At 36.5% G+C, this 12825-nt stretch carries 14 protein-coding genes; 12 read left to right on the top strand and 2 right to left on the bottom strand.

Features of this window, described 5'->3' with window-relative positions; translation table 11 throughout:
* Positions 1 to 3 precede the first annotated feature (3 nt).
* From pstB to IGK03_RS07615, 5 genes are all read left to right on the top strand, one after another.
* Complete coding sequence (gene pstB, locus IGK03_RS07635; RefSeq protein ID WP_002357303.1) at positions 4 to 762, top strand: phosphate ABC transporter ATP-binding protein PstB; 759 nt, start codon at positions 4 to 6, stop codon at positions 760 to 762.
* A gap of 14 nt (positions 763 to 776) precedes the next feature.
* Positions 777 to 1454 carry a phosphate signaling complex protein PhoU gene (gene phoU, locus IGK03_RS07630; RefSeq protein WP_002357304.1) on the top strand — a complete coding sequence of 226 codons (678 nt, stop codon included), beginning with the start codon at positions 777 to 779 and terminating at the stop codon, positions 1452 to 1454.
* A 208-nt stretch (positions 1455 to 1662) separates the two neighbouring features.
* Complete coding sequence (liaX, locus tag IGK03_RS07625) at positions 1663 to 3264, top strand: daptomycin-sensing surface protein LiaX (protein WP_002360155.1); 1602 nt, start codon at positions 1663 to 1665, stop codon at positions 3262 to 3264.
* Between the two features lie 74 nt (positions 3265 to 3338).
* Positions 3339 to 3662, top strand: a complete 324-nt coding sequence (locus IGK03_RS07620) for a PspC domain-containing protein (protein ID WP_002357306.1) — start codon at positions 3339 to 3341, stop codon at positions 3660 to 3662.
* Complete coding sequence (locus IGK03_RS07615; RefSeq protein ID WP_002357307.1) at positions 3662 to 4018, top strand: phage holin family protein; 357 nt, start codon at positions 3662 to 3664, stop codon at positions 4016 to 4018. The genes IGK03_RS07620 and IGK03_RS07615 overlap by 1 nt, the downstream gene beginning before the upstream one ends.
* Positions 4019 to 4052: 34 nt before the next feature.
* Here IGK03_RS07615 and IGK03_RS07610 read toward each other — a convergent pair whose 3' ends face one another.
* Complete coding sequence (locus IGK03_RS07610) at positions 4053 to 5015, bottom strand: GIY-YIG nuclease family protein (protein WP_202334845.1); 963 nt, start codon at positions 5013 to 5015, stop codon at positions 4053 to 4055.
* 209 nt (positions 5016 to 5224) lie between these two features.
* Here IGK03_RS07610 and hprK point away from each other — a divergent pair, with 209 nt between their 5' ends.
* The 6 genes from hprK (at position 5225) to IGK03_RS07580 (ending at position 10222) form a co-directional block, all read left to right on the top strand.
* A complete protein-coding gene (gene hprK / locus IGK03_RS07605) occupies positions 5225 to 6160 on the top strand; it encodes an HPr(Ser) kinase/phosphatase (protein WP_002357309.1) in 936 nt (311 codons plus the stop codon).
* Positions 6161 to 6177: 17 nt separating this feature from the next.
* Positions 6178 to 7011 (top strand): prolipoprotein diacylglyceryl transferase, encoded by an 834-nt coding sequence (gene lgt, locus IGK03_RS07600; RefSeq protein ID WP_016618333.1) that lies wholly within the window; start codon positions 6178 to 6180, stop codon positions 7009 to 7011.
* A gap of 68 nt (positions 7012 to 7079) precedes the next feature.
* Positions 7080 to 8102, top strand: a complete 1023-nt coding sequence (locus tag IGK03_RS07595; protein ID WP_010713347.1) for an NAD(P)H-dependent glycerol-3-phosphate dehydrogenase — start codon at positions 7080 to 7082, stop codon at positions 8100 to 8102.
* 11 nt (positions 8103 to 8113) lie between these two features.
* Positions 8114 to 9010 carry a UTP--glucose-1-phosphate uridylyltransferase GalU gene (gene galU / locus IGK03_RS07590; protein ID WP_002357314.1) on the top strand — a complete coding sequence of 299 codons (897 nt, stop codon included), beginning with the start codon at positions 8114 to 8116 and terminating at the stop codon, positions 9008 to 9010.
* Between the two features lie 177 nt (positions 9011 to 9187).
* Positions 9188 to 9619 (top strand): DUF948 domain-containing protein, encoded by a 432-nt coding sequence (locus IGK03_RS07585; protein WP_002357316.1) that lies wholly within the window; start codon positions 9188 to 9190, stop codon positions 9617 to 9619.
* Positions 9620 to 9634: 15 nt separating this feature from the next.
* Positions 9635 to 10222, top strand: coding sequence for a YtxH domain-containing protein (locus tag IGK03_RS07580; protein WP_002381831.1), 588 nt, complete (start codon positions 9635 to 9637; stop codon positions 10220 to 10222).
* A gap of 120 nt (positions 10223 to 10342) precedes the next feature.
* Here IGK03_RS07580 and IGK03_RS07575 read toward each other — a convergent pair whose 3' ends face one another.
* Positions 10343 to 11446: an aminopeptidase P family protein gene (locus tag IGK03_RS07575; protein WP_202334844.1), complete on the bottom strand. Its 1104-nt coding sequence runs from the start codon at positions 11444 to 11446 to the stop codon at positions 10343 to 10345.
* A gap of 214 nt (positions 11447 to 11660) precedes the next feature.
* Here IGK03_RS07575 and ccpA point away from each other — a divergent pair, with 214 nt between their 5' ends.
* Entirely contained in the window at positions 11661 to 12662 is a 1002-nt protein-coding gene (gene ccpA, locus IGK03_RS07570) for a catabolite control protein A (protein ID WP_002357319.1), read from the top strand.
* Positions 12663 to 12825: the final 163 nt, after the last annotated feature.

Genomic DNA, 12825 nt, shown 5'->3' with positions numbered 1-12825 from the left:
AAGATGGGCAAAGAAATTATTTCATCAAAAGATTTACATTTATATTACGGGAAAAAAGAAGCATTGAAAGGCATTGATTTAACTTTTAATCAAGGAGAATTAACTGCCATGATTGGTCCTTCTGGTTGCGGGAAGTCAACGTATTTACGTTGCTTGAATCGTATGAATGATTTAATCCCAGACGTAACTATTACTGGAAGTGTTGTCTATAAAGGAAAAGATATTTATGGACCGAAAACAGATAACGTTGAATTACGTAAAGAAATTGGCATGGTTTTCCAACAACCTAATCCATTTCCATTTTCAGTTTATGAAAATGTGATTTATGGCTTGCGCCTAAAAGGAGTCAAAGACAAGCAAGTCTTAGATGAAGCAGTTGAAACCAGTTTGAAAGCTGCTGCCGTTTGGGAGGATGTCAAAGATAAACTTCACAAAAGTGCACTTTCACTTTCTGGTGGACAACAACAGCGGGTTTGTATCGCTCGTGTTTTAGCTGTGGAACCGGATATTATTTTATTAGATGAACCAACTAGCGCCTTGGACCCAGTTTCTAGTGGTAAAATTGAAAACATGCTGTTAACATTAAAAGAGAAATATACCATGATTATGGTGACACATAATATGTCACAAGCATCACGGATCTCTGATAAAACGGCCTTCTTTTTACAAGGTGATTTAATTGAATTTAATGACACGAAAAAAGTATTTTTAAATCCAAAAGAAAAACAAACAGAAGATTACATTTCTGGTAAATTTGGTTAAAAGGGGGAAAAAGAATGTTACGGACACAATTTGAAGAAGAACTATTGAATCTGCACAATCAATTTTATGAAATGGGTATGATGGTTAGTAGTGCCGTCCATAAATCTGTTAAGGCATATATTAATCATGATAAAAAATTGGCTCAAGAAGTGATTGATCGCGATATTGAAATTAATGATATGGAAGTCAAACTTGAGAAAAAGAGTTTTGAAATGATTGCGTTACAACAACCAGTGACAACAGACTTACGTATGATTATTACTGTTATGAAAGCTAGTTCGGATTTAGAAAGAATGGCGGACCATGCCGTTTCAATTGCTAAATCAACGATTCGCTTAAAAGGAGAAACACGTATTCCTGAAATCGAAAAAGAAATTTCAGATATGTCTGATTATGTGAAAAAAATGGTGGATAATGTTTTAATCGCCTATGTTAAAACGGATCAAAAAGATGCACGAATGATTGCACAAATGGATGATCGTACTAATGAATATTTCGATAGTATTTACAAACATGCCGTAGAAGCAATGAAAGCTAATCCAGAAACGGTCATTAGCGGAACTGATTATCTACATGTGGCACAATACTTGGAAAGAATTGGCGACTATGTCACAAATATTTGTGAGTGGATTGTTTACTTGGCAACTGGTAAAATTACCGAATTGAATAGTAATCGTGACGAACAATTTTAAGAAAAACAAATAAAAAAACTAGGAGACGGCCTTTTTTAGACCAATTCCTAGTTTTTTTAGCATAAAATGAACTGATTTTATAAAACTAGTCCTTACTAATGAGAAGAAATCGTTCTTAAGTCCTATGACAAATGATCAAAAACAAGGCATAATAATGCATGTAAGGAAAACACTATTGAGTGAAAAATTTGCTAAGGAGGCAATATCCATGAAAGAAAGAGAACGCGTATTAGAATTAGTGAAAAAAGGTATTCTAACGTCAGAAGAAGCGTTAATTTTATTAGAAAATATGGCAACTGAAAAAGATGAAAAACAAATCGAAAAAGCTGCTGAAAAAGTTGATACACAAAATATTGGAACAACAAATAAAGAAGATCAAGTCGCAGATTTAATGGATGCATTAGAAAAAGGCGAATCAGAAGGACCTACTGTTGATTCGTTTGAAGAAAATACACAGGACAGTGCAGAAAAAGATCGTGAAAACTTAGAAAGAATTCTTGATGAGTTAGCAACAAAAGCCAATCGTGCTTCGGCTGAATTGGACGAAGTCAACGCAGAAATTGCCGGCATCAAAGAAGAAATTAAAGAAGTCGCAGAAGAAATTGGAACATTAGATACAAAAGAAGAATTAGATGCATTAACAGAAGATGAACAAGTTCAACGAAAAGACTTGCACGTTTTACTTGCACAATTAGAAGAAAAATTAGCGACTCAAAGTACTGAAAAAACAGCACTGGAAGAAGAACTAAAAAACATTCGTAAAGAACAATGGAAAGGTCAATGGAATGATACAAAAGAAAAAGTTTCTTCTCAATTCTCTGAAGAGTGGAAAGATCAAGCCACAGACACCTTTAACCAAGTCGGCGGCAAAGTTGCCGAAGTTGGCGGCCAAGTGGGAGAATTCTTGAAAAAAACATTTAATTCTTTCAGTGATACCATGAATGATAATGTGGAATGGAAAGACATTAAAATGAAAGTTCCTGGTGTGGCAACAACTAAGTTTGAACATGAGTTTAACTATCCAAATCCACAAGCAAGTTTAATTGATGTCAAGGTAGCAAATGGTACCGTGGTTTTCAAAACTTGGGATCAAGAAGATGTGAAAGTCGAAGCAAAAATCAAATTATATGGTAAAATGGCAGGAGATTCACCAATGGAAGCTTTCTTAGAACGAAGTGACATTGATGTGGATGATGAAACGATTTCTTTCCAAGTGCCAAACAAACGGGTGAAAGCAGATTTAACGTTCTATTTACCAAAACGCACTTACGATCATGTATCTGTTAAATTATTAAACGGAAATGTCTTAGTAGAAGAGTTAACAGCGAAAGATGTTTACACAAAATCAACGAATGGGACGATTACGTTTAAAAAAATTGATGCAACTATGTTAGAAATTGAAGGCGTGAATGGTGAAATTAAAGTCCTAGAAGGAACGATTTTAGATAACATTATTGAAACAGTCAATGGTGATGTGTCTATTTCCGCGGCACCAGAAAGTCTAAGTGTCTCTCTGATTAATGGAGATATCCGCATTACAGCTAAAGAAAAAACGCTTCGCCGTGTTGAAGCAAGCTCTGCAAATGGGAATATCAAATTGGCCTTGCCAAATGACTTAGGTGTTGAAGGGCAAGTGAAAACGAATTTAGGTAGTATTAACAGCCGTTTAACAGATATTGAAGTTGTTCGTGAAAAGAAAGATCGCGGCAATCAACAATTACATTTTAGACGTGTACTGGAAGAATCAATGGCTCAAATTAATGCTTCTACAACAACGGGAAGTATTTTCCTAAAAGATACGGATAAATAATTAACAATTTTAAGCTAGATGGGCTGACGAATCAGCCTTTCTAGTGTAAAATTTAGTAGACGAGGTGAAAACATATGAAAAGAAAACTAACAAAATCTCCGAATAACGTGGTTTTAACAGGAAGCTTAGCTGGGATTGCTGATTGGCTAGGAATTGACCCAACAATTATTCGTGTTGTTTATGTCTTGCTCAGCTTTTTCTCAGCAGGATTTCCAGGCATTCTCTTATACATTGCCTTAGCAGTCTTGATCCCTTCTGGAAGAACAGGAAGCGATCGCGGCTACGGCCATCAAAATCCTTATAATAGAAATGTTCGCAATGAAAATCCTTATGCTGCCAATAAAAAGCAACGTAAAGAAGCGGAAAAAATTGATGATGACGAATGGAGTGACTTTTAATGACATATTTTCAGCGATTGGTTGTTAATACACTGACATTCATTTCTTTATCAGTTGTTTTTCCTGGCATGATTCATGTGAGAGGCATAATGCCTGCAATTATTGCCGCCTTTGTTCTCTCAATCCTAAATATGTTGGTGAAACCAGTCTTAACAATCTTGTCGCTCCCATTTACTTTATTAACGTTTGGTCTATTTAGCTTTGTCGTCAATGCAGCGATTTTACAAATGACCTCGTTTTTTGTGGGGGAAATGAACTTTGGCTTCTCAAGTTTTTGGGCAGCGGTGCTAATGGCTGTAATTATGTCAATTGTCAATACGATCGTTACGGATCACAATTTATCTAAATATGAATAAAAAAGCCTGAAGAACGTAGCATAAAATGCGTTCTTCAGGCTTTTTCGATGGTTAAATTTTCTAGGTGACATTCTGGATGGCGGCTGATATAGCCATATAAAATGTTTAAAAAATCAACTTGTTGCTTCGAGTAATGCTCAATTGTTTTCGGTGGTTTTTTGGGCATGATTTTTTTTGCTAGTTCAAGCGGTGGATATTTTTGAAACGTTTGTTTAGTAACAACACGTGTTGCTACCACCAAGCCTTGGTAAATTAAATAGTATTTGATTTTTTTCTGACAAGGTAACCACATCAGTTGCCAATCTCGTTGGTTAGCTTGACTAATTCGTTGATTTTGGTTTGCAAAGCGCTTCAAAAAGAGCCAATCTTCTTTGAGTTTTGCCGCTTTTTCGAAGGCTTGTTTTTCAGCAGCTTCTTGCATTTGTTGAGCAATTCGTTTGATTGGTTCTCGTCCTTGATTATGGAAAAAGTCGAACAATTCTTGTTGAAATAGTTCGGTCGGAATGGCACTCTCTTTTTGAAAGGTTTGATGCCAATAGTTGGTTGGGACGAGATCGTAGATACTATCCAAAATTATTTTTAAACGGTTTAATTTTCGGCGAATCGAATAAGGACCAAAACAGTTCTCTTTAGTGGGAATATTTAAGAGTTTAATCTCTAATTGCCGCTCATTAACGGCTACCGATACATAAGAATATTGTTCATAAGCATTCATTTGGCGATTGTAGCGCGGCCGATACTGTTGAATCAGTTGACATTCTAGGAGGAGCGCATCCAATTCTGTGTCAGTATGGAGAACATCGAAGTCTATAATTTGTTTGACTAAACGCATCGTCTTTCGAGAATGTTGATGACTATTAATAAAATAGCTCGACACGCGATTTTTTAATTTTTTGGCTTTACCCACATAAATAATTGTGTCGGTTGCGTCTTTCATTAAATAAACACCAGGCGTTAACGGTAATTGATGGGCTTTTTCCTTTAAATATTCTTTCATAAGTTTCCTCCTTTCTTAAAAGGATCGGCTTCAAGTATACAAAGTTTTCTGAAATAGTCAAGTAACAGAAATAGCATAGGTAATTTCACTGAAAAATAGTTTCATTTTTTTGAAATATGATAATTCTAGGAATTATCTAGTGAATAGCTAGAAACTTGTATTTTTAAATGATAAAATATAACAAGTAGCAGAAAGGACTGACATTCGATATGACAGAAGTGGTAAAGATTTATCAACTGGTAGAAAATCTTTCTTTAGAAGTAGTATATGGAGATGAAGAAAGCTTAAATAGAACAATTAAAACTGGTGAAATTTCCCGGCCAGGTTTAGAATTAACTGGGTATTTTAATTATTATTCCCATGACCGTTTACAATTATTTGGGAGCAAAGAAATTACCTTTGCGGAACGAATGATGCCTGAAGAGCGTTTATTAGTGATGCGCCGTTTATGTGCGAAAGATACTCCAGCCTTTATAGTATCCAGAGGACTAGAAATCCCCGAAGAATTAATTACAGCAGCAAAAGAAAATGGGGTTTCTGTATTACGTTCACCGATTTCAACTTCCCGTTTACTAGGGGAACTATCCAGTTATTTAGATGGCCGTTTAGCTGTTCGGACAAGTGTCCATGGGGTTTTAGTTGATGTTTACGGACTTGGTGTTTTGATTCAAGGAGATAGCGGTATTGGTAAAAGTGAAACAGCTTTAGAGCTTATTAAACGTGGACATCGGCTAATCGCAGACGATCGTGTCGATGTTTATCAGCAAGATGAATTAACCGTGGTGGGAGAGCCACCAAAAATTTTGCAGCATTTAATTGAAATTCGTGGTATTGGAATTATTGACGTCATGAACCTGTTTGGAGCTAGTGCGGTCCGTGGCTTTATGCAAGTTCAATTGGTCGTTTATTTAGAGGCGTGGGAAAAAGACAAGAAATATGATCGCCTCGGTAGTGATGATGCAATGGTTGAAATAGCTAACGTTGATGTCCCTCAGATTCGTATTCCTGTTAAGACCGGCCGAAATGTGGCCATTATTATTGAAGTGGCAGCAATGAACTTCCGCGCGAAAACAATGGGCTATGATGCAACAAAAACGTTCGAAGAGCGCTTAACCCGTTTGATTGAAGAAAATTCAGGAGAATAGAAGGAGAAGATGTGATGATGTTAGCTCAAGTAAATTCAATTGCATTTCGCCTTTTCGGTATTCCCGTCTATTGGTATGCAATTATTATTGTTTCAGGGATTGCTTTAGCTGTTTGGCTAAGTAGTCGTGAAGCCGTTCGTGTTGGTTTAAAAGAAGATGATGTCTTTGACTTTATGCTCTGGGGATTACCTGCAGCAATTGTTGGCGCGCGCTTGTATTACGTCGCTTTTCAATGGCAAGATTATGTAGACAATCCGATTGAAATTTTCTTTACTCGAAATGGTGGCTTAGCGATTTATGGTGGTCTTATTGGTGGGGGACTGGCGCTGTTTTTCTTTACGCGTCATCGTTTCATTTCTACATGGACTTTTTTAGATATTGCCGCACCAAGTGTGATTTTAGCGCAAGCAATTGGTCGCTGGGGCAACTTTATGAATCATGAAGCCTATGGGCCAGCGACCACCAGACAATTTTTAGAAAATCTTCATTTACCATCGTTTATCATTGATAACATGAATATCAACGGAACGTATCATCAACCAACATTTTTATATGAATCTGTCTGGAATGTTTTAGGCTTTATCGTTTTAGTGTTATTACGCAAAAAGCCACACTTTTTAAAAGAAGGCGAAGTCTTTTTAGGTTATATAATATGGTATTCTTTCGGCCGCTTCTTCATCGAAGGGTTACGGATGGACAGTTTGTATGCGTTTAGTAATATTCGTGTCTCACAATTGTTGTCTTTAGTGATGTTCGTGGCAGCAATTGTTATTGTGATCGTTCGTAGAAGAAATCCCAATTTGAAATTTTACAATCGGGAGAAACAAAAGAAAAAAATAACAACTTCTTAATCCAACTTGATCGAAGAATATGGTAAACTAGAGAAGCAACGTTGTTTAGCGAAAGGAGAGTTTCACCGATGAAACAAAAAGTCGCTGTTTTAGGACCAGGTTCCTGGGGGACAGCTTTAGCTCAAGTATTAGCCGAAAATGGACACGAGGTCTGTATTTGGGGAAATAAACCAGAGCAAATCGATGAAATAAATACAAAACATACCAACAAACATTATTTACCAGAATTAATCTTACCTACTTCAATTCAGGCAACCACTGATTTAGCCACTGCTTTAGTAGATGTGGATGCGGTACTGTTTGTGGTACCAACTAAAGCCATTCGTTCAGTAGCACAAGAAGTGGCCCAATATTTAAAAACAAAACCAATTATTATTCATGCAAGTAAAGGGCTCGAACAAGGTACACATAAGCGGATTTCAGAAGTGATAGCGGAAGAGATTCCAGCAGAAAAACGGCAAGGGATTGTGGTTTTATCTGGTCCAAGCCATGCAGAAGAAGTCGCTGTTCATGACATTACAACCATTACAGCAGCAAGCGAAAATTTAGCAGACGCTGTGTATGTGCAAGAGTTGTTTATGAATGATTACTTTAGAATTTATACGAATGATGATGTGATTGGTGTAGAAACAGGGGCGGCCTTAAAAAATATTATTGCTTTGGGCGCCGGAGCGATTCATGGCTTAGGCTTTGGTGATAATGCCAAAGCGGCAATTATGACTCGTGGTTTAGCAGAAATTAGTCGTTTAGGGGTTGCGATGGGAGCAAACCCATTAACATTTATTGGTTTAAGTGGTGTTGGGGATTTAATTGTTACTTGTACAAGTGTCCATTCTCGAAATTGGCGTGCGGGTAATTTATTAGGAAAAGGCCATAAGTTAGATGAAGTCTTAGAAAACATGGGCATGATTGTGGAAGGTGTTTCAACAACTAAAGCAGCCTATGAATTGGCACAACAACTAGAAGTCGAAATGCCAATCACAGAAACAATCTACAATGTCTTGTACAATGACGAAGATGTACAACAAGCAGCAAAAGAAATCATGTTGCGCGATGGCAAAACCGAAAACGAATTTACACTTGATTTTTAGGAGGAAAAAAGATGAAAGTTAAAAAGGCAGTTATTCCAGCAGCTGGGTTAGGAACACGTTTCTTGCCGGCTACCAAAGCGATGGCAAAAGAAATGTTACCGATTGTTGATAAACCAACGATTCAATTTATTGTAGAAGAAGCACTAGCTTCAGGAATCGAAGATATTTTAATTGTGACAGGCAAAGCCAAACGTCCGATTGAAGATCATTTCGATTCAAATGTTGAACTAGAAAATAATTTAAAAGAAAAAAATAAAACCGATTTATTGAAATTAGTCGAAGAAACAACGGATGTTAATTTACATTTTATTCGTCAATCCCATCCGAAAGGCTTAGGACACGCTGTTTTACAAGCGAAAGCATTTGTTGGCAATGAACCTTTTGTCGTGATGTTAGGCGACGATTTAATGGAAGATAAAGTGCCATTAACGAAACAATTAATGGATGATTACGAACAAACACATGCTTCGACAATTGCGGTAATGAAAGTACCCCATGAAGATACTTCAAAATATGGTATTATCAACCCAGAAAAAGAAATCGAAAAAGGACTATACAATGTCGAGAATTTTGTTGAAAAACCAAAACCCGAGGAAGCACCAAGTGATTTAGCGATTATCGGCCGTTATTTATTAACCCCTGAAATTTTTGATGTACTTGAAAATCAAAAACCAGGCGCTGGTAACGAAATTCAGTTAACAGATGCGATTGACACTTTAAATAAAACACAACGCGTTTTTGCTCGTGAGTTTAAAGGAGAACGTTACGACGTTGGCGATAAATTTGGGTTTATGAAAACAAGCATTGAATATGGTTTGACTCATCCAGAAGTAAAAGATAATTTACGAGAATACATTATTAATTTAGGTGCTCAATTAGCGAAAAAAGAGCAACCAAAAGAAAAATAAATAAAAATAAGCGTAAAATTTCAATTCGTTAGAAGGAAATTTTACGCTTTTTTTCTTAAAGAAAAGGGCATGAGAATTTTATAAAATAAATTGTCATTCTTAGCTTTATGAGTTGTGAAAAATATAAGTTGGTGTTATCCTAAGATTATAAATAAAATTTCAGAGGGGAGTAATGATATGTCAGGTGGGGAAATTGCTGCCTTAATTGCAGCGGTAGCATTTGTTGTTTTAGTCATCTTTTTAGTACTTGTGTTATATAAAGTCTCTCAAGTTGTTTCAAAAATTGAAGATACAATTGATGAAACAAATACAACAATCAAAGTCGTGACTAGCGATGTGAATGTATTGAGTCGCCAAGTGGAAGGCTTGCTTGTTAAAAGTAATGAACTATTGACAGATGTGAATCAAAAAGTGGCAACGATTGATCCGTTGTTTACGGCCGTTGCTGATTTAAGCGAAAGTGTCTCTGAATTGAACACCTCAAGTAAACATTTGATTACAAAGGTAGGAACCGTAGGGAAAGGCACAGCGAAAGCTGGTTTAGTGAGTAAAGTAGGCGGTTCTGCTTTTAGAGCAATGCGTTCAAAAAATAAAAAAACAAATAACTAATTGGAGGAGATTTTTATGGCTAAAAAAGGCGGATTTTTCTTAGGAGCAGTAATTGGTGGAACAGCAGCAGCCGTTGCCGCATTATTACTTGCACCAAAATCAGGTAAAGAATTACGTGATGATTTATCAAATCAAACAGATGATTTAAAAAACAAAGCGCAAGATTACACAGATTATGCTGTTCAAAAAGGAACAGAATTAACAGAAATCGCAAAACAAAAAGCCGGCGTTTTATCAGATCAAGCCTCTGATTTGGCAGGTTCTGTCAAAGAAAAAACAAAAGATTCATTGGATAAAGCACAAGGTGTTTCTGGCGACATGCTTGATAACTTTAAAAAACAAACAGGTGATTTATCTGATCAATTTAAAAAAGCAGCTGACGATGCTCAAGATCACGCAGAAGATTTAGGTGAAATTGCCGAAGATGCAGCAGAAGATATCTATATTGACGTTAAAGATTCTGCGGCAGCGGCCAAAGAAACTGTTTCTGCTGGTGTCGATGAAGCAAAAGAAACCACCAAAGATGTTCCTGAAAAAGCTGCAGAAGCAAAAGAAGATGTTAAAGATGCAGCGAAAGACGTAAAAAAAGAATTTAAAGGGTAACAAGTGTTTAGCTTATGAAAGTTAGCAACGGATCGTGTTGCTTTTGTTCAGCGGCTTACCTTAAAATTTAGAAATGAGGCCATCAGTCCGGTTGACTGATGGCCTCATTTTATTTTTATGCTATTGAATAATTTGCAATTCTTTGGTTGTCTTAGTGAATGGTTCGGAGCCTGTTTTCGTTACGTGTAAACAATCTTCAATACGAACGCCTACTTTTCCAGGAATGTAAATACCGGGCTCAATAGAGAAACACATACCTTCTTCAATGACTAAATCATTGCCATGAACTAGCGATGGGTATTCATGGACAGTGGTTCCAATGCCATGGCCTAAGCGATGGTTAAAGTATTCACCATAACCAGCTTTTGTAATTACACCTCGGGCAATATCATCTAATTCGCCTGCTGTAACACCAGGTTTCACCGCTTCAGTTGCTGCTAATTGTGCTTCTAAAACAATTCCATAAATTTCTTTTTGGAAATCAGAAGGTTCCAAGTAGCTGACTGTTCGTGTGGCATCACTACAATAGCCATTATGAACAACACCTAAATCAAATAGCACTAAGTCATGGGGCTCAATTTTTGTTTCGCCAGGTACCCCGTGAGGACTAGCTCCGTTTTTTCCTGTTAAGACTAACGTATCAAAACTCATTGAGCGAATACCTTGACGTTTTAATTGATACTCGATTTCTGCAACAATTTCTTGTTCCGCAACGCCTGCTTGAATTGCTTTGAAGCCAATCTCAAAAGCGACATCAGCCCAACTACCAGCTTCTAGTAAACGTTGAATTTCAGGTTCTGTTTTAATTAATTGAAGTTTTTCAATTAAATGCGTAACATCATGCGAAAAATCGCTAGCTGGGAAATAGGTTTTCAATTGATCGAAACGAGCTAAAGAAAGAGCTTGTTTTTCTAAAGCAAAGCGTGGTGTGCCTTGTGTCCGTTTATTTAATAAAGCCGCAATTTTTTCCCAAGGATTTTCGCTATCTAAATAACCATAAACGGGATAAGTCCAACTACTATTTTCGGCATCTTCGACTTCTAATGCAGGTGTAAATAAAAATGATTGGTCGTCCGCAGCGATAAACAAAGCTAACACGCGCTCATGAGGTTCGCTTTCGTAACCGGAAAAGTAAGCGATATGACCAGGATCACTAATATAAGTGAAGTCAATCTTTTCTTGGTGCATCCAATTTTTTAAATCGGCAATTTTTTCTTGATTCATAAAACATCCTTCTTTCTTTTATTCTGAAGTGAATCACAGTACTATCATAACATGAAATGACAAAAAGTTCCTTTTGAAATGGAAAGTAAATTTTCATGAAAAAACGATAAAACGGTTGCAAAAATAGAAGAATTTTGATATTCTAGGCTAGGAAAGAAATGTAAACAGTGTTTTCAGAAAATGAGAACAAATTCATATTTATAGGAGAAGAAACATGGAAAAACAAACAATTACAATTTATGATGTTGCTAGAGAGGCAAATGTATCTATGGCTACTGTTTCTCGTGTTGTCAATGGTAATCCCAATGTAAAACCAGCAACGCGTAAAAAAGTCTTAGAAGTGATTGATCGCTTAGATTACCGTCCTAACGCAGTCGCACGTGGTTTAGCAAGTAAAAAAACGACAACAGTGGGTGTCATTATTCCAGATGTTAGTAATGCATTTTTTGCTTCATTAGCACGTGGCATTGACGACGTGGCTACAATGTATAAATATAATATCATTTTAGCTAATTCAGATGGAGACGATCAAAAAGAAGTTACTGTATTAAACAATTTACTTGCCAAGCAAGTAGATGGGATTATCTTTATGGGTCATCGCATTACAGATGATATTCGTGGTGAATTTTCACGTTCAAAAACACCTGTTGTCTTAGCAGGTTCAATTGATCCAGACGAACAAGTTGGTAGCGTTAATATTGATTACACAGAAGCAACGAAAGATGCAACAGCGACTTTAGCGAAAAATGGGAACAAAAAAATTGCTTTTGTTAGTGGTGCATTAATCGATCCAATTAATGGTCAAAACCGAATGAAAGGCTACAAAGAAGCCTTAGCGGAAAATGGCTTGTCTTATAATGAAGGCTTAGTTTTTGAATCTGAATATAAATTTAAAGCAGGTATTAATTTGGCTGAGCGTGTCCGTAACAGTGGAGCAACAGCTGCCTTTGTTACAGATGATGAGCTAGCGATTGGTTTATTAGATGGGATGCTAGATGCTGGTGTGAAAGTTCCAGAAGAATTTGAAATCATTACAAGCAATAACTCATTGCTTACAGAAGTCTCTCGTCCACGTCTATCAAGTATTACACAACCTTTATATGATATCGGTGCCGTGTCAATGCGCTTATTAACAAAACTAATGAACAAAGAAGAAATTGAAGAAAAAACAGTTGTTTTACCTTATGGAATTGATCAAAAAGGTTCAACAAAATAAGAGAAAATTCTACTAGAAATGCAAAAAAGGACAAGAAGAAATCATGAAAATGATTTCTTCTTGTCCTTTTTTGCATTCTGCTATTAATACACAGTAAGATTGAAAATTAAAATAAGATTAAGTTGATTAGAAAATCGGTCGGTAAAGCATTGCTTATGGTATC

Source organism: Enterococcus sp. DIV2453a (assembly GCF_050533535.1).
GTDB lineage: Bacteria > Bacillota > Bacilli > Lactobacillales > Enterococcaceae > Enterococcus > Enterococcus faecalis.
Note: the sequence above shows the minus strand (reverse complement) of the source record. Positions and strands in the feature narration are given on the sequence as shown.